Origin of the sequence: Marinobacter halophilus, from assembly GCF_003007685.1 — a bacterium.
GTDB lineage: Bacteria > Pseudomonadota > Gammaproteobacteria > Pseudomonadales > Oleiphilaceae > Marinobacter > Marinobacter halophilus.
The window spans coordinates 417,144-437,688 of sequence record NZ_PXNN01000011.1 but is presented as its reverse complement, the minus strand read 5'-3'; the positions used below and the strand labels follow the sequence as shown (position 1 = coordinate 437,688).

The following is a 20,545-nucleotide window of genomic DNA, read 5'->3' as shown; positions in this document are numbered from 1 at the left end:
GCCGGGCTGCTTCAAAAGCGGCCCGGCTTTTTTATGCCTGCACCGATGTCAGCCTTTGTAGGCGTTGACCGAGTCGACAATGGCTTGCTTCGCTTCGGCAGCGTTGCCCCAGCCTTGTACTTTCACCCACTTGCCTGGCTCGAGGGTTTTATAGTTCTCGAAGAAGTGACGGATCTGGTTGCGCAGCAGTTCTGGCAGATCGTCAACCTCTTTGACGTCGTGGTAGGTAGTGGTCAGCTTGTCGTGAGGAACGGCAACCAGCTTGGCGTCACCACCGGCTTCGTCTTCCATGTTCAGAACGCCCACCGGACGGCAGCGGATTACGGAGCCAGCCTGGAGCGGGTAGGGAGTAACGACCAGGACGTCCAGCGGGTCGCCGTCGTCAGCGAGGGTGTGCGGTATGAAGCCGTAGTTTGCCGGGTAGAACATGGGTGTGGCCATAAAGCGATCAACCAGCAGTGCACCCATGTCTTTGTCCAGTTCGTACTTGACCGGGGAGCTGTTGGCCGGGATTTCGATGGCGACGTAGATGTCTTCTGGCGGGTTTTTGCCAGCGGGAATGTTGTCGAATTGCATGTGCGATCCTTCCTGGTGCGTTAGGTACGTTTAACTGCGCTTGAAAAGTGAGCGTAATTATACGGCACTCTATTGCCATCCGAAACTAAACCTTGGTCTGTGCGGTCGGGTTGGTGCACCCCGCCAGCGTCCGAGGTTTTGGCGAAAGCCCCCTGATACGCCCCTTACTCCACTGATTAAAGCCGGATCTGTTTGGCAATCAGTTCCTTCATGATTTCGGTGGTGCCGCCGCCAATGGACAGAATTTTGGCATCCCGGTAGAGCCGCTCCACCACCGACTCCCGCATGTACCCCATGCCGCCGAACAGTTGCACCGCTTCGCGGGTGACCTTTTCGCACACGTCCACCGAGAAGTTCTTGGCCATGGCCACCTGCTTGATCGGGTTTTTGCCCGCCTGCATCAGTGCCGCGCAGCGGTAGGTGTATTCCCGGGCGATGTCGATCTGAATGGCCATGTCGACCAGCTTGTGGCGGGTTACCTGGAAGCCGGCGATGGGGCGGCCGAAGGCCTGACGCTGTTTGGTGTAGTCCATGGCCGCCTCAAAGGCCAGTTGGGCGGTCATGTAGGCCATGACGGAGAGGCTCAGGCGTTCCGCCAGAAAGTTGCTCATGATGGCGATGAAGCCGGCGTTTTCGGCGCCTATCAGGCGGTCGGCCGGTACCCGGCAATCTTCGAAAAACAGCTCTGCGGTGTCGCTCGCCCACCAGCCCATTTTGCGGAGTTTATTGCCGGTGGAGAAACCCGGTGTATCGCGGTCGATCAGTAGCAGGCTGATACCAGCGTGGCCCTCGCCACCGGTGCGCACGGCGACGGTGTAGTGGTCGGCGCGAGTGCCGCTGGTGATGAAGGTTTTGCTGCCATTGACGATGTAGTGATCACCGTCGCGGACGGCGCGGGTTTTCAGGCTGGCGACGTCGGAGCCGCCGCCGGGTTCGGTAACGGCCAGAGCCGCGATTTTTTCACCGCGCAGGACCGGAGGCACGACCTGCTCCCGGATCTCTTTTTTGGCCCACTTGGCGACCGGGGGCAGGCCGATATCGAGAGAGCCGATACTGGCGACGAAACCACCCGAGGTGGACCGCATCAGTTCCTCGGATACCGCCACTTTCAGAAAGATATCGCCTTCACCGATGCCGCCCAGCGCATCGGGAAAGCCGAGCCCCAGCAGGCCGGCATCGCCTGCGAGCTTGTAGATTTCCCGGGGAAATTCGCCGGCTTCTTCCCAGTCGTCTATATAAGGGCGCACGTGGGTTTCGATGAATTTGCGGGCGGTTTGGCGAACCTGCTCGTGGGTTTCGTTGAAGTAATCGGACACAGTGGGGTCCCCTCTATTTCTGGAAGATGGCCAGAGTGTCGCGCAAATTCCGGTACCAAGCAAGCGCTTGGTTTGGTTTTGTAGGGCAATAAAAAAAGCTGGCCTGGATGGCCAGCTTTTCCGTCGGACTCCGGTGTTGGTCAGACGTCTTAGCGGGAGATGGTCTTGACGCCTTCGCTGGTGCCCAGCAGCAACAGATCGGCAGGGCGGCGGGCGAACAGGCCGTTAGTGACCACGCCGACGATGTTGTTGAGCTGTTCTTCTACCTGGACAGGGCGGGAGATGTCCAGGTGGTGTATGTCGATGATGATGTTGCCGTTGTCCGTGGTGACGCCGTCCCGATACACCGGGTCGCCGCCCAGTTTGACGATCTCGCGGCCGACATGGCTGCGGGCCATGGGGATGACTTCCACCGGCAGCGGGAAGTCACCAAGAATGCCTACTTGCTTGGACTCATCGGCGATACAGATAAAAGTTTTCGCCACCGCGGCGACGATTTTTTCCCGGGTCAGAGCGCCACCGCCGCCTTTAATCAGCTCCAGATGCTCATTGGTTTCATCGGCACCGTCTACATAGAACTCCATTTCGCTGATGCTGTTCAGGTCATAGACCTGAATGCCGTGTTTCTTCAGTCGCTCTGCGGTTGCCTCGGAACTGGCCACGGCTCCGCCGAAATCGTCTTTATATTGAGCCAGATAGTCGATGAAGAAGTTGGCGGTGCTGCCCGTGCCCACGCCGACAATGCTGCTGCGCTCCAGTTTGGGGGCTATGTAGTCCACCGCAGCTTTGGCAACGGCTTGTTTGAGTTCGTCCTGGGTCATGCTGGGCTCCGGGGAATCGGATGGAATTTTCAGACATTATACGCCTGCAAGGTCTCTGCTTATAGACGGCTGCCGTGCAAACTTTCTACACTGTGGGTTTTTCTTAAACCGACACCAGCAACCGGAACCATCATGCCGCAACGCTATATCAAGAAGATACTCGATGCGCGGGTCTATGACGTCGCCATCGAAACACCGCTGACTGAGGCCCGTAGTCTGTCCAAGCGCTTTGGCAACAATATTCTGCTCAAGCGCGAAGACCTTCAGCCTGTGTTCTCCTTCAAGATTCGCGGTGCCTACAACCGAATTGCCCAGTTGTCGGAAGATCAGAAAGCCAAGGGGGTGATATGTGCCTCGGCCGGCAACCATGCTCAGGGTGTGGCGCTGGCGGCCAAAAAACTGGGCATCAAGGCCGTGATCGTGATGCCCCAGACCACTCCCGAGATCAAGGTGCGCTCGGTGCGGGATCATGGTGCGCGGGTGGTCCTCAAAGGCGATGCCTTTGATGAAGCCGCAACCCATGCCCAGGAGCTGGTCAAAAAGCACGGCTACACCTATATTCCGCCCTACGACGATCCGGATGTAATCGCCGGCCAAGGCACCGTTGCCATGGAAATTATGTGGCAATTCAGCAGACCCATTCACGCCATCTTTATCTGTGTGGGCGGTGGCGGCCTGATTGCCGGTATGGCGGCGTACATCAAGTATTTGCGTCCAGAAATCAAGGTGATCGGGGTTGAGCCGGAAGATTCCAACTGTCTGCAGGCCGCGCTGAAAGCCGGTGAGCGGGTAATCCTGGACGAAGTGGGGATCTTTGCCGATGGCGTGGCGGTCAAGCAGATTGGCGCCTACCCCTGGGAAATCTGCAAGGATCACGTGGATGAAGTGATCACCGTGTCCACCGACGAAATCTGCGCTGCCATCAAGGATGTGTTCGAAGACACCCGTTCCATAGCCGAGCCGGCCGGCGCCCTGGGCGTGGCGGGCATCAAGAAATACATCGAGCGGGAACAGATCGAGAACGAAAATCTGATTGCCACGCTCAGCGGTGCCAACATGAACTTCGATCGGCTGCGCTACGTTTCTGAGCGCACCGAGATTGGCGAGAAGCGCGAGGCCATCCTGGCAGTAACCATCCCTGAGCGCCCGGGTGCCTTCAAGACCTTCATTAATGCCTTGCACAAGCGCAACATTACCGAATTCAACTACCGCTATTCCGATTCCGAGAGCGCGACTATTTTTGTGGGCATCCAGGTCCAGGCTGGTGGCCATGGCCGGGAAGAGCTGGTGCGAGATCTTCGTGAAACCGGCTATTCGGTGATCGACCTGACCGACAGCGACATGGCCAAGCAGCACATCCGACATATGGTCGGTGGTCATGCGCCATCAGTGGCCAACGAAGTCGTTTATCAGTTCGAGTTCCCGGAACGCCCGGGCGCCTTGCTTAAATTCCTGATGTCGCTCGGTACTCGCTGGAACATCTCCCTGTTCCACTACCGCAACCACGGTGCCGCCTACAGCCGTGTGCTGCTGGGCGCCCAGGTGAATAATGACGAGATTGCCGACTTTGAGGGGATGCTGGAGAAGGTTGGCTTCCGCTATGAGAATATGACGGATAACGAGGCGTATCGGTTGTTCCTGGGGTCCGGTAACGGCAAGTAATCTGTGGCCCGGCCGTCCGTTCGGGGCGGCCGGGCCATGCCCCCCAAAGTTTACATAACTGTAACCTGTCAAAAATTGTAAAAATCGAGTTACGTGTTAGTCTTTTGTCTAATTCTCGGAGTCAAGAGTAGCCGCTTGATTTTCCAGTTAATTGATTCCAAAAATAAGTAGGAATACGTCTCATGGGTAGCAAGCCGGATATCATTCGCGCCATTGTGCTGATCTTCGCTGCCGGCCTTGTGGTGACCGGGTTTACCTCAATCCAGGCATCGGAAGACAAGCGTGCCGACCGACAGGTTCCGAGCGCCAGCTTTATGCAGCCCGCCGATCAGCGCCTGAATCGATAACAGGCGTCATCCGTCACCACGCCATGCAGTGGAACATCCCACGGCTCAATCGGCAGTGACAATACCTTCTGAAAATCATGGGCCAGCCCGATCAACTTCGGCGCCATCGACGGTCGTATCCGGCTGAACGCAAACGTCCGGTCATAGAAACCGCCGCCCATACCCAGCCTTCCGCCCTGTTCATCAAAACCGACCAACGGAAACAGTACCGCATCCAGTGCCCAGGCCGGCCTGCGTCTTGATCTCGGGAACGGGGGTTCGGGAATGCCAAAGCGGTTGGCGGTCAGCTCAACACCGTCATCATAGGGGCTGAACACCAGTTTGCCCTGGTAGATCGGGTGCAGGATGGGCAAATAAAATTGAATACCCCGACGTCGGCCAAGATCCATATAAAGTTGCGGGTCGATCTCACCGTCGTTGGCCAGGTAAATGCCAATGTGGCGGGCGCGTTGCAAATCCGGGTGCTTCAACAGATTCAGGGCGAGCTGTTCCGACGCCTGCTGCTGTTGTTCGAAGGAGAGAGCGCGGCGCTGCTGGCGTAAAAGCTTTCGCAATTCGCTTCTGGGAAGTTGGTCTGGATGAGGTTCAAACGGTTGAGGGGCGGGGTACTGACTCAAAATAAAGCTTCCCGGGCTGCCGTTATCGGATGTGGCCCTTGAACCCAAAGTTCAAGGTCGGTGGCCGCTGTGACATATTAGGCTTTCCCCCATTGGGGGACGTGCTCACAATGCCCTAAAGTGGCCACCTGGGTAGTGCGCATCGGCTCGAGGACGTACCCGACCAGCGAACAGCCCAGGAAGTTGAATCCATTATACGGGCAGTGACGGGGCCGATTGCAACCCCCTTTCGGTAATCTTTGCTGATCAGTTACCGGATGGCCCGCCAAGGGCGTCGTCGAGCCGGTTGTCCATCGCCCGGAGCAGGCTGCTGGTGGCGTCCGACATGGTGTCACGCTCCAGCAACTGGTGAGCAATGTTCAGCGCGGCCATCACCGCAATGCGCTCGGTGCCGAACACTTTGCCGCTTGAGCGGATTTCCCGCATCTTGCCGTCCAGGTGCCGGGCCGCGCGCAGCAGGGCCTCTTGCTCTTCCTGCGGGCAAGCCACCAGGTATTCCTTGTCGAGAATTCTGACTTCAACGGTGGTTGACTGCTGTGACATCAGTGGTGCTCCAGCGCCCTGAGGCGGCCAATCATGGCTTCAATCTTGTTTTTGGCAAGATCGTTTTTGTGCATTAGCTGGGCTCGTTCCCGATTCCAGTCGTCCTGTAGCGATCGCAACAGGGCATTATCTTTCTCCAGCTTTTGGCAGTGCTGGATCAGCTTGTCCAGCTTGTCCGCTAATGCTTGTACTTCGGACTGTTCCATGACGGGCCCAACAACAGTGATTTAAGTGTGTGTAACTATAAGTGCCGACGCCAAACCGGTCAATTTAACGCCTTGTCATGGCGAGGCGCCCCGTGACGTGTGTCACCCTTGGCAACAGCTCAAATTTCGCCGCCTGGGCCAAAGCCCAGTTTCCGGCTGCGCCACCAGGTAGCCATCGCGGGCAGCAGGGAGACCAGCAAGGCCGCGACCGGTACTGCGCCGAGTAGCAGCCATTCCTGCTGATTCAGAGCGCGCAGGCTGATCTGAATGCCGTATTGTTCCAGCAGCCAGGGGCTGAGTCCGGCGATGGCTACGGCACCCAGAATCAGGGCGAAGGCACAGGCGGCAAGCGCCAGGGCCACACACTCAAAGCTGTAGAGCGAGGCAATCAGTGCCGGTGAGGCTCCGGTCGCGCGCAGCACGGCCACCTCCCGTTGGCGCTGGGCCTGCAGGGTAAGCAGTACGGCGATCAGCCCGATCAAGCTGGTCACTACCACAAAGGCGCTGATGCCAAGCAGGGCTTTTTCGAATTGCCCCATCATTCGCCATAATTCGCTCAGCGCAACCCCTGGCAGGATTGCCGACAGCGGCTCCTCCCGGGACTGGTTCAGTTGCCGTTGTACCTGAAAGGTCAGAATCGGCTGGCTCAGGCCCACAAACGCGGCGGTGATGGCGTCGGGCGTGTAAGCCCGCGCCCGGGCCCGGTCTGCAGAAAGGGTTCGGCCGGGGATGGCAACGCCAGACTCCCAGCCCACGTGCATGGCCTCCATCGCCTCCAGGCTGATATAGACCGCCTGATCCACGGGCGTGCCGGTGGGGGCCAGCACGCCAGACACCCGGAAGGGCAGGTCGGTGTGGTTGGAAAAGCTGGTGCGACCACCGCCGTGAGACAGGACGATGTTATCGTCGACCTGATGATTCAGTTGCCGCGCCGCGCCGGCACCCAGTACCACGTCAAAGAGATCGTCAAACCATTGGCCCCGGGTCAGTTCAAGGGCCTGGCTATTGCCGTACTGAAACCGCTTCAGGAATTGATCGTTAGTGCTCACTACCCGGTAGCCTCGGTAACTGTCGCCGAGCGAGATGGGGATCAGCCAGTCGATCCGGCGATCCTGTTCCATGGCCTGAAACGTCGACCAGCGGATGTTGTTGGTGGCATCGCCGATATGGAACACCGTGTACAACAAGAGATTGAGCTGGCCGCTGCGGGCCCCGACGATCAGGTCGGTACCGCTGATGGTGTTGGTGAACGACTGTCGGATTTCAGTGCGAAGATACTGGATCCCGAGCAGCAGGGTTACGCTCAGGGTCAGCGTCAGGCACACCAGGGCCAGAACCCGGCGGCGATACCACAGGCTGGCGGTGGCCAGTGACAGCGCCAGGCGGACTTTGCTCATGCCTCACCTCCCAGTGCCAGTTGATGGTGAAAATGACTGGATAACGCGCGATCGTGGCTGACAAAAACCACCGAACAGCGGCGTTGTTCCGCCAGGGTTAACAGCAAATCCAGAAACCGGTCACGGTTGTCGGCGTCCAGCGCCGACGTGGGCTCGTCGGCCAGAATGATTTCGGGGGCGCCAATCAGTGCCCGGGCGGCAGCAACTCGCTGCTGCTGGCCAATCGATAACCTGGTCACGCCCTGGTGCCAGTGGCTTTCGGGGATGGCCAGTTGCCTGAGTAAATTCGCAGCGGCGGCATCAGGACCTGAGTCGGTGCGCGCCCGGCGGATGGGAGACAGGCGGCAGGGCAGGGTCACATTCGCCAGCGCGCTCAGGTAGGGCACCAGATTGAACTGCTGAAAAATCACGCCCATGTGGTTGGCCCGGAAGCGGTCCCGGGCGCCGGGTTTCAGGTTGGTGAGCGCTTGCCCCAATAATTCAACGGAGCCGGAATCGGGTGCCAGCATGCCCGCCAGCAAGCCGAGCAGGGTGCTTTTGCCGGTACCGCTGGGGCCGTGCAGGAACAGATGCTCGCCCTGGTTCAGTTCAATGTCCGGGAATGACGGCGCATTGGCCTGGCCCGGCCAGCAGAATCGGAGCTGGCGGGTTATGATGGCTGGCGGTGATGTAATGGAACTGGCCTGCGTTTGTTCTGTCTCGGTGCTCATATCGGTATTGTCTTTGCCGTTGTATGATGGCGCCCGTTACACGGTTGACCCCATGGGGAGTGGTGTTTGATGTTCGTTACCTTGCGAGTCCGGAAATTGATCGCGCGGCTTGGACCGCTGTTGCTGCTGATGGTTTCATCGGTTGCCATCGCAGAAACCCGGGAAATCGACTGGCTGGAGCTCATGCCCGCCGAAGACCTCGCCTTGCTGGAAAGTATGCCTGAAATCGAGCACGACGGAGAGGGCCCGGCGCTGTTGCCGGATGAGATCATGACCGGGCGGGTCGTGCCAGAAATGGGCGATGTCGATGGCAAAATTCCCGGGTTTGTGGTGCCACTGAAAGTCACCAACGACATGCGCATCCTCGAGTTTTTCCTGGTGCCGTATTACGGCGCCTGCATTCATGTGCCGCCACCGCCGCCCAACCAGATCATCCACGTCAAATACAGTGAGGGCTTTACCTTGCAAGCCCTGTATGACCCGGTCTGGATCGAAGGCACGCTGGTGATCGATCGTACCGAGAATGAGCTCGGCACCTCCTCCTATTCAATGGTAGCGTCGTCCGTCAGGCCCTATACCGAGTTTGATTAACGGCTCAGCCGGAATTGCGAATTGCCCGGTGTTAGGCGGGTTGCGCCCTGTCCCTGCGGTCCTACCCACTGCACGTTCAGGTGCTCCAGCTCGGGAAAATGCGTCATCAGGCTGGTTTGCAGACGGCTGGATTCGGACAGTCCCGGACAGTTGAGTGTCTGGGTGATTTCCACATCGGAGTGGGTGGCGCTCTGAGCGTGGTCATCGTGATGTTGGTGGCCGTGCTTGTGCTCATCGTGTTTGTCGTCATGCTTGTGATCGTCGGTGTCGCCCCAGCTGGCGTGCATGGACGCCGACGTGATGGTGCAGTCGATCCCCAGGACTGTGATCAACGGAGTTTCCACCGCCCAGCTTTCTACCGTCTGTACCCGTTGGCGCTGGGCCTCGGTCCGGGGCTTGTGCTCGAACCCCATCAGATTGTAGGCCGGCGACAGCAAGACAAGGTCTATTCGCTCGTGATCAACCGCGAGCTGTAAGTCGGCATGGCCGTGCTGATGTGCGACGGGGTTATCCGCCGCCAGTACGGGCATGGCCGCAAGGCTGAGGGACAGTAGCAAAGATGATGTGCGGGTGGGGGTGTGCCGGGTGGGCATATCCGATACCTTTGGCTGTTTTTGATATGTTATAACATTTTTAATTTTTGGCCGGATAAAAGCAAGCCCGCTGTCTGCCCGCAAGTGTCACAAGTCTGCCGGAATGCTAGGATACGGGTTTGCAAAAATGAATGTGGAGCTCCGGGAAGGTTATCAGACCGGCTCCCCCGACACAGGAACACACGGTTTCATGACTGACACCGACACCACGGGTGCTGCCCGCGCCGCCGAGTTTGAGCGCTGGGCCAATGTTTACACGGTTCACAAGGCCTTCAGTCATCCTTCTGAGCTTCACGGCTCGCTCTGTGGTCGGCTGGCGGCCGGCGCTCGTATTCAGGAAAACGAATGGCTGGCGACGGTTTGCGAGCAGATGGGTCTGGCCGAACAGGCTATGGATGAGTCCGAAGATCTGGCGCCCTTTATGAACGGCGCTTATGACAAGGCGCTGGCTCAACTGCAGTCTTCGGATCTCAGCTTTCAGCCCCTGCTGCCGGATGATGACTATGCCATTGAGCAACGCCTGGAAGCACTGATCGCCTGGGTGCGCGGCTTCCTCGAAGGCATGGCTCTGGCCGCTGGCGAATCGCTCGGTCAGGCGCCCGATGAAATCCGCGAGTTGATTGAGGACATGGTGGCGATCAGCCAATTGTCAGAGGACGAAGAGTCCGGCGAAGAAAGTGAGCAACAGTTGCTGGATATTACCGAATACGTCCGTCTGGGTGCGCTGGCGGTGTTTACCGAATTCAATGAGCCGGAAAGACCGGTCAGAGATACCCCGACCCTGCATTAATCTGGAGACATCATGACCTCAATGATTCCCATGAAAGAATTTGCCGAACGCCGGCGCAAGCTGATGGACCGGATGGCGCCAGACAGCATCGCCATTGTGCCCGCAGCGCCGGAACGGGTCAGGAACCGGGATGTGCTGCATCCGTTCCGTCAGGACAGTGATTTTCATTACCTGACCGGTTTTGGCGAGCCGGATGCCGTGCTGGCACTGATTCCGGGACGTGAGCACGGGGAGTCCGTGATGTTCTGCAAGGAGCGGAACCCTGAAAAGGAACTCTGGGATGGTTTTCTGGCCGGCCCCGAAGGCGCGATTGAGCGTTACGGCCTGGATGATGCCTTTCCGATTGTCGACATCGATGACATCCTGCCGGGCATGATTGAAGGCCGCAGCCGGGTATATTATCCGCTAGGTAAGGATCACACCTTTGATAACCGGGTGATGGACTGGGTCAAGATAATCCGCAGCAAGGTGCGCGCCGGTGCCCATCCGCCCGGAGAATTCGTGGCGCTGGAGCATCTGCTGCACGACATGCGTCTGTACAAGAGCGCGGCCGAGATTAAAGTGATGGCCAGGGCCGGCCAGATCAGTGCCGAGGCCCATTGCCATGCCATGAAGCGCGCCCGCCGGGGTGGCCATGAGTACAATCTTGAGGCCGAGCTGATCCATACCTTTATGGAACACGGTGCTCGCTCTACCGCCTATCCTTCTATCGTCGGTGGTGGTGCCAACGGTTGTATCCTGCATTACATCGAGAATGCTGCGCCCCTGAAAGCTGGCGACCTGGTGCTGATTGACGCCGGTTGTGAGCTGGAGTGTTATGCCTCCGACATCACCCGTACCTTCCCGGTCAGCGGCAAATTCAGTCCGGAACAGAAAGCCCTTTACGAAGTGGTGCTGTCGGCCCAGGACGAGGCGATAGCGGCCGTGCGCCCGGGCAATCACTGGAATCATCCACACGAAGCGGCCCTGAAGGTGCTCACGCAGGGTTTGATTGATCTGGGCCTGCTCACGGGTACATTGGAAGACGCCATCGCCAACGAGGCTTACAAGCCGTTCTTCATGCATCGTACCGGCCACTGGCTGGGCATGGATGTGCATGATGTCGGCGATTACAAGGTCGGCGATGCCTGGCGCGTGCTGGAGCCCGGTATGGCGTTGACAGTGGAACCGGGGCTGTATGTCGCACCGGATAACACCGATGTCGAAGAGAAATGGCGGGGCATCGGTATTCGTATTGAAGACGACGTGGTAGTCACCAAAGACGGCTGCCGTGTACTGACCGACGATGTGCCGAAAACCGTTGCTGACATCGAAGCCCTGATGGCGGACTAAACCTGTGACCAAAGCCCTTACCGATACCGACCTGATCATTGCCGGCGGTGGCCTGGCCGGCGCTACGTTGGCGCTGGCGCTGGCGCGCGTGGTGCCAGAGCTTCGGGTGACTGTAGTGGAAAGCTTTCCGCTGTCGCCGGAGGCGCTGCCGGAAGACTATCAGCCCAGTTACGACGCCCGTTCTACCGCGCTGGCCTGGGGCTCCCGGCTGATTTTTGAAGAGCTGGGGCTGTGGTCGGCGCTGTCCGAGCATGCGACCCCCATTCACCACATTCACGTGTCGGACCGCGGCCGCTTCGGCGCGACCCGCCTGAACGCACAAGATCACGGTCAGTCTGCGCTGGGCTATGTAGCGGATAACCGCTGGATGGGTCTGTGCCTGATGCGGGCGTTACTGGCCACTGAGGTGAGCTGGCAAGCGCCGGCGGAGGTGGTCGGTATGACCAACACCCCGAGCGGTGTCAGTGTCCGAATCCGTAAAGATGGCGAAGAACACAGCCTCACCGGTCAATGCCTGGTGGTGGCCGACGGCGGGCGTTCCTCGCTCCGGGAGCAGCTGGGCTTTGTCACCCGCAGCGAAGACTATGGCCAGCATGCCCTGATTGCCAACGTCTCGACCGCTGAGCCGCACCGGTTCACCGCCTTTGAGCGCTTTACCGAGGCCGGCCCCATGGCGCTGTTGCCGCACGGCTCACCGGCCCGCGCGGAAAACCAGTCGGCCTTGGTGTGGACGCTCACCGACAGCGCCCTGGAGCAGGTGTTGGCGCTGTCAGATGAGGATAAATGCCGCAAACTGCAGGAGCGCTTCGGCTGGCGCCTGGGGCGTTTCACCCGGATTGGCGAGTGCCATCATTACCCGCTGAAACTGATCACGGTGGATGAAGCGGTGCGCCCCGGCGTGGCACTGGTGGGTAACGCGGCGCACGCCTTACATCCGGTCGCCGGCCAGGGGTTCAACCTTGCCCTGCGCGGCCTGATCACGCTGGTTGAGCAGTTCCGCCGGGCGGTGACCGAAGGCATTGCGCTTGGCGACCTTGCCATACTCGGTGAGTACCAACGCCTGCACCGGCAGGACTGGCAGCAAACTGTGCAGTTTTCGGATTCCCTGATTCGTATTTTCGGGCAATCCTTACCACCCCTCGCGCTGGCCCGAGACACCGGTCTGGTGGGGCTGGACCTGGTGCCTGGCGCCAAGCGTTGGTTTGCCCGCAAAGCCATGGGCACTGGCGGTCGCAAGCCGGTGATTGCATCCGTTGACGCTGTTAAGGAGCCTGCCCGTCATGACCACTGATTCCGGAGTTCAGTCGTTCGACATCCTGATTGTGGGCGGGGGCATGATCGGCTCCGCGCTGGCGTTGGGGCTGTCCCGGCAAGGGTGGCAGGTGGCCCTGATCGAAGCTGCGCCGGCGGATGAGTTGATGACTCTGCCGCAACCGGCAACCAGCGTCGAAGACTTTGAACCCCGCGTCAGTGCCATCTCCCTGGCCAGTCAGCGGCTGCTGGAACAGCTGGGCGCCTGGCAGCGGGTTGAGGCTGGGCGGCACTGCAGTTATCGGGAAATGACCGTGTGGGATGGCGATGGCACTGGTCGCATGCATTTTGATGCGGCGGAACTCCACGCCCGGTCACTGGGCACCATTGTTGAGAACCGGCATGTGGTTCGCGCTTTGTTTGACGAGCTCGCCGACAGCCAGGTGACACTGCTGGATGGCGCTCGGGTCAAGTCCTGGTGTCGCGCACAGGGCGCTGAACTGGACGATGGTCGTCGTTTCACTGCCAAGCTTGTGGTTGGCGCTGATGGAGCCCTGTCCCGACTGCGGCAGTGGGCCGGGCTGCCGACCCGGGAATGGGATTACGACCAGCAGGCCATCGTCTGTACCGTGCGCACCAGTCAGTCTCACCGCCACACCGCCTGGCAGCGATTCTCCCCCACTGGCCCGCTGGCGTTCCTGCCGCTGCTCAATGAATCCGGTGACGAGTATTTCTGCTCCATTGTCTGGTCCCAGGATACTCAGGAAGCTCGGCGCTTGATGGCGCTGGACACCGCTGCCTTCCGGCAGGCGCTGGCAGTTGCCATAGAGCGCGAGCTGGGTGAGGTGGTGGCCGTGTCAGAACGCTTTGCCTTCCCCCTGCGCCAGCGCCACGCCAAGGATTATGTCGGCGATGGCCTGGTGCTGGTGGGAGATGCCGCCCACACCATTCATCCGCTGGCCGGCCAGGGTGCCAATCTTGGCTACGGTGATGTCCGAGTGTTACTGGAAGAGCTGGAACGCGCCAAAAAGCTTGCTCTGGAACCGGACGATGCCCTGGTGCTGGCCCGCTATCAGCGCCGTCGCAAGGGTGAAAATCTCACCATGATGGCGGCCATGGAAGGTTTCAAGCAGTTGTTTGCCCGGGATGAGCTGCCGGTACGCTGGTTACGCAATACCGGCATGCGCTGGCTCAATCAGCTGGCCCCGATTAAAAATCGGATTGCCGCTCAGGCCATGGGTGTGCACGAGTAATCGGAGCGTGATGGCGGTTACTGGCAGGCGTCAAATAACCGGCTGACCAACACAGGTACCGCGGTTTCCACACGCAGAATCCGCCGGCCCAGATGCACGCCCTGGCAGCCGGCTTCTCCCAGTTTGGCGACTTCGTAGTCGGTAAAGCCACCTTCCGGGCCGATGCACAGGGCTGCAGGCCCATCGAGATGGGTAGGGCAGGGTGTCGTCATACCTGGATGGGCGACCAGCGCGCGCTTGTCGGCCAGCAGGGTCGGCAGTTCGTCTTCCACGAAGGGTTTGAACAGTTTGCGGATATGCACTTGGGGCATCACCGTGTCTTTGGCCTGTTCCAGTCCCAGCGTCAGGTTTTCCCTCAGATTGTCCTCCGACAACCATGGCGTCTGCCAGAAGCTTTTCTCGACTTTGTAGCTGTTGATCAGCCAGATATCTTTAACGCCCAGGGATGCACAAGTCTGCAGCACCCGTCGGAACATTTTGGGGCGGGGCATGGCGAGAATCAGCGTCAAAGGTAATGCGGGTGGCGGTGAATGCGCCAGCGTGACCTGTAGCTCTGCTTCCTGGTCGGAGAGTTTCAGCACTTCGCCAAAACCCATGGCCCCATTCACCCGGCCAACCGGAATCCGGTCGCCGGTACTGGCCTTGAGGATGCCATTCAAGTGCTCCAGCCGACGGCCCCGGAGCAGGACGCGGTCGGCACTGATAAAGTCGCCATCAAACAGCAGGGCCAGGTTCATTCGGGCGAAGACTCGCCCTCAGACGCATCTTCGGTGCGGCGATAAGCCAACCGGCCAAACAGTATCCCGACCTCGAAAAGAATCCACATAGGCACAGCCAGTAGTGTCTGGGAGATGATGTCCGGGGGCGTCAGCAACATACCAATAATAAAGCAGCCGACCACTACATAGGGGCGTTTTGAGGCCAGATCCTGCGGTGTGGTGGCGCCGGTCAGGATCAGCAACACCGTGGCGATGGGTATCTCGAAGGCAATGCCGAAGGCGAAGAACATTTTCAGAACAAAATTCAGGTAACTGCTGATGTCGGGCAGTTCCACGATACCTTCCGGCCCGATGGCGGTGAAAAAGCCGAATACCAGAGGAAACACCACATAGTAAGCAAAGGCGGCACCGGCATAGAACAGCAGCACCGAGGTGAACAGCAGTGGAAAGGCCAGCCGCTTTTCGTGAGCGTACAGGCCGGGAGCTATGAAGCTCCAGAGCTGGAACAGAATGACCGGGATAGCGACAAACACGGCCAGCACCAGTGCCAGCTTCAGCGGCGCAAAAAATGGCGAGGTGATGTCGGTGGCGATCATGGTCTGACCGACCGGTAACAACTCTCGCAGGGGTAGCGACAGCCAGAGATACAGCTCGTTGGCGAATGGGTAGATAAACGCAAAGCAGATGACGACGGCCAATACCATTTTCAGTAGCCGGTTGCGTAATTCGAGCAAATGCTCGATCAGAGGCATCTCCTGCTGCTCGGGCGGTGTCTGGTTAACACTCATGAACGATTATCCGGTGTGCTCTCTGGCGATGGGCTGGCGGCCTGACTATTGCTGTCGGTCTTGGCGATATCCGACTGATCGCCCGCAGGCTCTGGCGGTGTCGTTTGCCTGACGTCGGTTGCTTCGGCAACCCGGCGGGTGGCTGGCGCCGGGTTGGGCTTGCGGGTCTCGCTGTCGGGAAGAATCATGTGCTCGTACTTCTTTGCCTCGTCCAGAGCGCCGCGTACGGTTTTTTCCATATCCTCCAGGCCAACGTCACCGGCCTTGCGTAATTCTTCCCGAAGTTCTTCAGCCTTCAGCTGCCGGTCCAGTTCCGAAGTGAACTGGCTGACCATGCGTCGGGCGCCACCAATCCAGCGCCCAGCCGCCCGCGCAGCCGTTGGCAACCGCTCGGGGCCGAGCACAAGCAAAGCGATGACGCCGCAGATCAGCAGCTCAATAAAACCGATATCGAACATTCAGGTGCGGCTCAGCTCTGCTTTTCCCGGGGCTTTTCTTCGGCCTGGGTTTGGGCCTGCTTTTCCTGCTGACCTTCCAGCGTGTCGGGATCGGCAGGTTTTTCTTCGTCGTCACCCATGGATTTCTTGAAACCACGAATGGCGCCGCCCAGGTCGGTACCGATGTTGCGCAGTTTCTTGGTCCCGAACAGCAGGATGACGATGCCGAGTACAATTAAAAGTTGCCAGATGCTGATACCCATGAGGGGTCCTCATTCAATTGTTTCTGTTGCATGACATTGTACGCCAAGGTGCACCGTTCCCGGAAATCCCCGTTAGGGGTACCTCCTTTACGGATTCCGCGACGCTTTTTCTTCCAGACCAGACAAATCAAACCGGCTGGCCAGTTCATCAATCACGTCTTTCGGGCCGAGGCCCAGCCGAGACAGCATCACCATGCTGTGAAACCACAGGTCGGCGGTTTCGTACACGACATCCCGGGTTTCCCCGGAATGCTCAGCGTCCTTGGCGGCCAGCAGAGTTTCGGTGCACTCTTCGCCCACCTTCTCCAGAATCTTGTTCAGCCCTTTGGCGTGCAGGCTGGCAACGTAGGAGGTTTCGGGATCGGCTTGCTTACGGGCGTCTAGCACCTGTCCCAGGCGTTCCAGTACATCACTCACGGTGTCTGCTCCTCAATTACTGCCGTAGATGGCGTTCGGGTCTTTCAGCACCGGCTCGGCACTGACCCACTGGCCATCCTGCAGCGTCCGGTAAAAACAGCTTCGTCGTCCAGTATGGCAGGCAATGCCGCCCTTTTGTTCGACTTTCAGCAGAATCACATCGGCATCGCAGTCGAGCCGGATGTCCTTGAGCACCTGCTGATGCCCTGAGCTTTCGCCCTTGCGCCAGAGTTTGCCCCGGGAGCGGGACCAGTATACCGCCTGGCCCTCGGCAACCGTGAGCTTAAGCGATGCCCGGTTCATCCAGGCCATCATCAGGATGTCGCCGTTGTTGGCATCTTGGGCAATGGCGGGCACCAGGCCATCATCGGTCCAGCGGATCTCGTCAAGCCAGTCAAACCGTTCGACATTAGCGGTGGAATCTTGCATTTTTGTGAATCCTGACTTTTTTCTGTTTAGCGGCTACCCCGGAGCATGACCCCTGCCGCTACGGCAAGCAAGACCCAACTCCAGGGTGGCATGTCGATAACCAGCTGACGGGCTTCCGGTTGGCTGCCGACAATGGCGGCGCCGGCGAGAACCGCCGCAATGAAGCCCCGGCGCCAGCGTCGTTCACTGCGAAGCTGCTGTTCCTTCATCAGCGCCAAAGTCGCCCGATTCTGCTCTTCGGTCGGGCCGCTGCCGCGCAGTTGCAGCAGGGTATCGTGCACCAGTTGCGGCATCTCCGGAGACTGCTCCAGCCAGGCCGGCAGGTGCATCTGCAGCGATTTGATCAGTCCGGCCGGGCCAATGCGCTGGCGCATCCACTTTTCCAGAAACGGCTGGGCGGTACTCCACAGGTCCAGCTCCGGGTACAGTTGGCGGCCAAGGCCTTCGACGTTGAGCAGGGTTTTCTGCAGCAGCACCAGTTGCGGCTGGACTTCCATATTGAAGCGGCGAGCGGTCTGGAACAGGCGCAGCAGGAAGTGCCCGAAGGAAATGTCTTTCAGTGGCCGCTCGAAAATAGGCTCGCACACGGTGCGGATGGCGGCTTCAAATTCGTTGACCCGGGTGTCTGGCGGCACCCAGCCCGACTGGATGTGCAGCTGGGCGACCTGGCGGTAATCCCGGCGGAAAAACGCGAGCAGATTGCGGGCCAGGTAGCTCTGGTCGTCCGGCGCCAGGGTGCCGACGATGCCGAAATCGATGGCGATGTATTTCGGGTCGGCCGGGTTGGAGACGTCGACAAAAATATTGCCGGGATGCATGTCGGCGTGGAAGAAGCTGTCCCGGAATACCTGGGTGAAGAAGATCTCGACGCCTTTCTCGGCCAGCACCTTCATGTTGACACCAGCGTCTTGCAGCTTGGCGACATCGGCAATCGGGATGCCGTGGATGCGCTCCATCACCAGCACCGATTTGCGGGTGTAATCCCAGTCGATAAAGGGGATGTAGATCAACGGCGAGTTATCAAAGTTGCGCCGCAACTGGCTGGCGTTGGCGGCTTCCCGCTGCAGGTCCAGTTCGTCGTGAATGGTGGAGTCGTAATCCGCCACCACGTCGACCGGGTGCAGGCGCTTACCTTCCTCCCAGTATCGTTCGAGCAGGCCGGCCATCAGGTACATCAGGCCCAGATCCTGACGAATCACCTTGTCGATTCCAGGGCGTAATACTTTAACCACCACTTTCTGGCCATTGCGCAGGGTAGCAGCATGCACCTGGGCCACCGAGGCCGAGGCCATCGGATCCGGGCTGAATTCAGCAAACAGCTCCGACACCGGCGCGCCCAGCGACTTTTCTATGATCGTCCGGGCCTGGTCACTGGGGAAAGGTGGCACCCGGTCCTGCAGTTGCTTGAGGGATTCGGCCATATCATCCGGCAGCAGATCCCGACGAGTCGAGAGTATCTGGCCGAATTTGACGAATACCGGACCGAGTTCCTCCAAGGCCAGGCGCAGGCGATCACCGCGGCTGAGTTTAGGTTGGGGAAACAGGTGCCAGGGGGCCAGTAGAAAGAAGACCTTCAGGGCCGTCGGCAGTTCCGCCAGGGGCAAAAAGGTGTCCAGCCGGTAGCGGCAAAATACCCAGGCAATTCGGAACAGGCGTCGCAGGCGGGTCACAGGTTCTCCGTATCGTTAGTGCGGCCGGTGTTGTCCAGTTGGTTCAAGCGTGCTTCGAGACGTTCTGTGCGCAGACTCAACGCGTCGATATCCTGAAAGGTAGCTTCCAGTTCACGGCGCCCGGGCAAGGCATGGCTCTCTTCGTGGATGTATTCTTCCAGGTTGCTGCTCATGGTGCCGGCGGCTTGCCGGCTCCACTGCACGGCACTGCGAATACCGTTACCGAGAAAATGCGCCGGCAGGTCGCCCAGATGGCGGGCCATGGCCGCTTCCCAGTCCGGTTCCAGCTGGTTCAGAGCTCGCTGCAACTGGTGCGCCAGGGCGGTGTTACCTGCCACGCTTAACCGCTCGTCGGCAAACACCCGGTCATCGCCCAGCGCGAGTGCGGCAAAGGCCATCGGCCGGCCGGTAATGGCCAGAGCCGGTTCCTCGGTTGGTTGGCTGCGCACTTGAACCCGGTCGCCAACACGGTCCAGCGTCCAGGCCATCGGGAGCGGCGCGGAAATGTTAAACTGTACGGGCCCTACCAGCGCCGTCAGCAGCGCCTGGCGGCCTGCGGTGTCCAGCTCCAGCGCTCGGTTCAGGGCCACTTCAACAATGGCGCTGGCGGCGGACGACAGGGTCGGGCCGGGAAACATCAGGGCTTGATCCCGACATGCAGGGCGACGATGCCGCCGGTCATGTTGTAGTACTTGCAGTTCACCAGGCCGGCCTGTTCCATCATGCCCTTCAGGGTGTCCTGATCCGGGTGCATGCGGATGGATTCGGCCAGGTACTTATAGCTTTCGCTGTCACCGGCGATCAGCTGGCCCATCAGCGGCAGCGCACTGAATGAGTAGGTGTCGTAGGCCTTGCTCAGCAGTGGATTGGTGGGTTTGGAAAATTCCAGCACCATCAGTTTGCCGCCGGGCTTCAGAGTACGGGTCATGTCCCGCAGCGCTTGATCCTTGTCGGTGACGTTGCGCAGGCCGAAGGCAATGGATACCGCGTTAAAGCTGTTGTCCGGAAACGGCAGGTGTTCGGCATCCGCCTGTACGTACTCGATGTTGCCGGCGTATCCCCGGTCGGTCAGGCGGCTGCGCCCGACCTGCAGCATGGAGGCGTTGATGTCGGCTAGCACCACTTTGCCGGAAGGCCCGACCAGGTCGGAGAACTTCATGGTCAGATCGCCGGTGCCACCGGCAATGTCCAGCACCTGATGCCCGGGGCGAACACCGCTCAACTCAATCGTAAAGCGCTTCCAAAGACGATGGACGCCCATCGACATCAGGTCATTCATGAGGTCGTATTTGCCGGCGACACTGTGAAAAACTTCGGCGACCTGGCTGGCTTTCTGGTTTTTCGGCACGTTGCGAAAGCCAAAGTGGGTCACGTCGTCCTGGCCGTTGCCGGGTGCGCCGGGCGTTTGCTGCTCGCTCATGAGAGATAGTCCTGTCAGAATCTGAATTCCGTATTCTAACCGCTGAGGTGTTGGCTACAAGTTTATTGCCGACTTACACTGTAAATACGTTTCCAAATCATCGAGAAAAACGACCCATGTCAGTCATTGATATTCACCGCGCTCATTCTATGGACAAAGTGCACGCTCGCGAAGCGGCGGAGACTCTGGCCAAAGATCTGTCGGAACAGTTCGACGTCAACTATCAATGGGAGGGCGACCTGCTCAAGTTCAAGCGCAGTGGCGTGAAAGGACAGCTGGATATTGCTGAGAACGATCTGCACATTCGTTTAGAACTGGGGCTGATGTTGCGCCCGTTCAAATCACGCATCGAGCAGGAAATTCAGTCCCAGCTGGACCAGATTATCAAGGTCTGAAG

The 20,545-nt window shown here is 59.3% G+C and carries 26 protein-coding genes and 1 other RNA gene; 8 read left to right on the top strand and 19 right to left on the bottom strand.

The genetic code is table 11. The features are described 5' to 3' along the window. Positions 1 to 48 precede the first annotated feature (48 nt). The 3 genes from ppa to rpiA form a co-directional block, all read right to left on the bottom strand. Positions 49 to 576: an inorganic diphosphatase gene (gene ppa / locus C7H08_RS08415; protein WP_106671284.1), complete on the bottom strand. Its 528-nt coding sequence runs from the start codon at positions 574 to 576 to the stop codon at positions 49 to 51. A 176-nt stretch (positions 577 to 752) separates the two neighbouring features. Beyond that, entirely contained in the window at positions 753 to 1,892 is a 1,140-nt protein-coding gene (locus C7H08_RS08410) for an acyl-CoA dehydrogenase family protein (protein WP_106671283.1), read from the bottom strand. A 149-nt stretch (positions 1,893 to 2,041) separates the two neighbouring features. Then, entirely contained in the window at positions 2,042 to 2,713 is a 672-nt protein-coding gene (gene rpiA, locus C7H08_RS08405; protein ID WP_106671282.1) for a ribose-5-phosphate isomerase RpiA, read from the bottom strand. A 132-nt stretch (positions 2,714 to 2,845) separates the two neighbouring features. Here rpiA and ilvA point away from each other — a divergent pair, with 132 nt between their 5' ends. Both ilvA and C7H08_RS18180 read left to right on the top strand, forming a co-directional pair. Further along, a complete protein-coding gene (gene ilvA / locus C7H08_RS08400; protein ID WP_106671281.1) occupies positions 2,846 to 4,375 on the top strand; it encodes a threonine ammonia-lyase, biosynthetic in 1,530 nt (509 codons plus the stop codon). A 182-nt stretch (positions 4,376 to 4,557) separates the two neighbouring features. Continuing rightward, entirely contained in the window at positions 4,558 to 4,722 is a 165-nt protein-coding gene (locus C7H08_RS18180; RefSeq protein WP_165793948.1) for a hypothetical protein, read from the top strand. Here the strand turns inward: C7H08_RS18180 and C7H08_RS08395 are convergent. From C7H08_RS08395 to C7H08_RS08370, 6 genes are all read right to left on the bottom strand, one after another. Next, complete coding sequence (locus C7H08_RS08395; protein ID WP_106671280.1) at positions 4,704 to 5,339, bottom strand: 5-formyltetrahydrofolate cyclo-ligase; 636 nt, start codon at positions 5,337 to 5,339, stop codon at positions 4,704 to 4,706. The two genes, C7H08_RS18180 and C7H08_RS08395, sit on opposite strands and share 19 nt — an antisense overlap. Before the next feature lie 4 nt (positions 5,340 to 5,343). Continuing rightward, a non-coding RNA gene (ssrS, locus tag C7H08_RS08390) (6S RNA) lies at positions 5,344 to 5,524 on the bottom strand. A 61-nt stretch (positions 5,525 to 5,585) separates the two neighbouring features. Beyond that, positions 5,586 to 5,882: a cell division protein ZapA gene (locus C7H08_RS08385; protein ID WP_106671279.1), complete on the bottom strand. Its 297-nt coding sequence runs from the start codon at positions 5,880 to 5,882 to the stop codon at positions 5,586 to 5,588. Then, a complete protein-coding gene (locus C7H08_RS08380; RefSeq protein WP_106671278.1) occupies positions 5,882 to 6,088 on the bottom strand; it encodes a TIGR02449 family protein in 207 nt (68 codons plus the stop codon). Before C7H08_RS08380 ends, C7H08_RS08385 begins: the two co-directional genes overlap by 1 nt. 119 nt (positions 6,089 to 6,207) lie before the next feature. After that, positions 6,208 to 7,485, bottom strand: coding sequence for an ABC transporter permease (locus C7H08_RS08375; RefSeq protein WP_106671277.1), 1,278 nt, complete (start codon positions 7,483 to 7,485; stop codon positions 6,208 to 6,210). Then, on the bottom strand, positions 7,482 to 8,195 hold the full coding sequence (locus C7H08_RS08370) for an ATP-binding cassette domain-containing protein (protein ID WP_106671276.1): 714 nt from the start codon (positions 8,193 to 8,195) through the stop codon (positions 7,482 to 7,484). Before C7H08_RS08370 ends, C7H08_RS08375 begins: the two co-directional genes overlap by 4 nt. Before the next feature lie 69 nt (positions 8,196 to 8,264). Here C7H08_RS08370 and C7H08_RS08365 point away from each other — a divergent pair, with 69 nt between their 5' ends. Next, positions 8,265 to 8,786, top strand: coding sequence for a DUF3299 domain-containing protein (locus C7H08_RS08365; protein WP_106671275.1), 522 nt, complete (start codon positions 8,265 to 8,267; stop codon positions 8,784 to 8,786). On the opposite strand, the gene C7H08_RS08360 is transcribed toward C7H08_RS08365, so the two are convergent. Continuing rightward, positions 8,783 to 9,379, bottom strand: a complete 597-nt coding sequence (locus tag C7H08_RS08360) for a ZrgA family zinc uptake protein (protein WP_106671274.1) — start codon at positions 9,377 to 9,379, stop codon at positions 8,783 to 8,785. The genes C7H08_RS08365 and C7H08_RS08360 overlap by 4 nt on opposite strands. Before the next feature lie 190 nt (positions 9,380 to 9,569). Here C7H08_RS08360 and C7H08_RS08355 point away from each other — a divergent pair, with 190 nt between their 5' ends. From C7H08_RS08355 to C7H08_RS08340, 4 genes are read left to right on the top strand one after another with little or no spacing between them, the layout of a single operon-like run. Next, positions 9,570 to 10,169, top strand: a complete 600-nt coding sequence (locus C7H08_RS08355) for a UPF0149 family protein (RefSeq protein ID WP_106671555.1) — start codon at positions 9,570 to 9,572, stop codon at positions 10,167 to 10,169. Between the two features lie 12 nt (positions 10,170 to 10,181). Next, complete coding sequence (pepP, locus tag C7H08_RS08350) at positions 10,182 to 11,501, top strand: Xaa-Pro aminopeptidase (RefSeq protein ID WP_106671273.1); 1,320 nt, start codon at positions 10,182 to 10,184, stop codon at positions 11,499 to 11,501. Between the two features lie 4 nt (positions 11,502 to 11,505). Next, positions 11,506 to 12,792, top strand: coding sequence for a 2-octaprenyl-6-methoxyphenyl hydroxylase (gene ubiH, locus C7H08_RS08345; protein ID WP_106671272.1), 1,287 nt, complete (start codon positions 11,506 to 11,508; stop codon positions 12,790 to 12,792). Continuing rightward, positions 12,782 to 14,005, top strand: a complete 1,224-nt coding sequence (locus C7H08_RS08340; protein ID WP_106671271.1) for an FAD-dependent oxidoreductase — start codon at positions 12,782 to 12,784, stop codon at positions 14,003 to 14,005. Before ubiH ends, C7H08_RS08340 begins: the two co-directional genes overlap by 11 nt. Positions 14,006 to 14,022: 17 nt before the next feature. Here the strand turns inward: C7H08_RS08340 and C7H08_RS08335 are convergent, their stop codons facing one another. The 9 genes from C7H08_RS08335 to ubiE all read right to left on the bottom strand — a co-directional run bounded on the left by C7H08_RS08335 (position 14,023) and on the right by ubiE (position 20,148). Further along, entirely contained in the window at positions 14,023 to 14,742 is a 720-nt protein-coding gene (locus tag C7H08_RS08335; RefSeq protein WP_106671270.1) for a 16S rRNA (uracil(1498)-N(3))-methyltransferase, read from the bottom strand. Further along, positions 14,739 to 15,512, bottom strand: coding sequence for a twin-arginine translocase subunit TatC (gene tatC, locus C7H08_RS08330; RefSeq protein WP_106671269.1), 774 nt, complete (start codon positions 15,510 to 15,512; stop codon positions 14,739 to 14,741). Before tatC ends, C7H08_RS08335 begins: the two co-directional genes overlap by 4 nt. Next, a complete protein-coding gene (tatB, locus tag C7H08_RS08325) occupies positions 15,509 to 15,970 on the bottom strand; it encodes a Sec-independent protein translocase protein TatB (RefSeq protein WP_106671268.1) in 462 nt (153 codons plus the stop codon). The genes tatC and tatB overlap by 4 nt, the downstream gene beginning before the upstream one ends. An 11-nt stretch (positions 15,971 to 15,981) precedes the next feature. Next, on the bottom strand, positions 15,982 to 16,212 hold the full coding sequence (tatA, locus tag C7H08_RS08320) for a Sec-independent protein translocase subunit TatA (protein ID WP_106671267.1): 231 nt from the start codon (positions 16,210 to 16,212) through the stop codon (positions 15,982 to 15,984). A gap of 87 nt (positions 16,213 to 16,299) precedes the next feature. After that, the gene (locus tag C7H08_RS08315) at positions 16,300 to 16,629 is read right to left on the bottom strand and encodes a phosphoribosyl-ATP diphosphatase (RefSeq protein ID WP_106671266.1); all 330 of its coding nucleotides are present in this window, start codon (positions 16,627 to 16,629) and stop codon (positions 16,300 to 16,302) included. A gap of 12 nt (positions 16,630 to 16,641) precedes the next feature. Next, positions 16,642 to 17,058, bottom strand: coding sequence for a phosphoribosyl-AMP cyclohydrolase (gene hisI / locus C7H08_RS08310; RefSeq protein ID WP_106671265.1), 417 nt, complete (start codon positions 17,056 to 17,058; stop codon positions 16,642 to 16,644). Between the two features lie 26 nt (positions 17,059 to 17,084). Further along, positions 17,085 to 18,728 (bottom strand): ubiquinone biosynthesis regulatory protein kinase UbiB, encoded by a 1,644-nt coding sequence (ubiB, locus tag C7H08_RS08305; RefSeq protein WP_106671264.1) that lies wholly within the window; start codon positions 18,726 to 18,728, stop codon positions 17,085 to 17,087. Beyond that, the gene (locus C7H08_RS08300) at positions 18,725 to 19,366 is read right to left on the bottom strand and encodes a ubiquinone biosynthesis accessory factor UbiJ (protein ID WP_106671263.1); all 642 of its coding nucleotides are present in this window, start codon (positions 19,364 to 19,366) and stop codon (positions 18,725 to 18,727) included. Before C7H08_RS08300 ends, ubiB begins: the two co-directional genes overlap by 4 nt. Continuing rightward, entirely contained in the window at positions 19,366 to 20,148 is a 783-nt protein-coding gene (gene ubiE / locus C7H08_RS08295; protein ID WP_106671262.1) for a bifunctional demethylmenaquinone methyltransferase/2-methoxy-6-polyprenyl-1,4-benzoquinol methylase UbiE, read from the bottom strand. The genes C7H08_RS08300 and ubiE overlap by 1 nt, the downstream gene beginning before the upstream one ends. A gap of 116 nt (positions 20,149 to 20,264) precedes the next feature. Here ubiE and C7H08_RS08290 point away from each other — a divergent pair, with 116 nt between their 5' ends. After that, entirely contained in the window at positions 20,265 to 20,543 is a 279-nt protein-coding gene (locus C7H08_RS08290) for a polyhydroxyalkanoic acid system family protein (protein ID WP_106671261.1), read from the top strand. Positions 20,544 to 20,545: the final 2 nt, after the last annotated feature.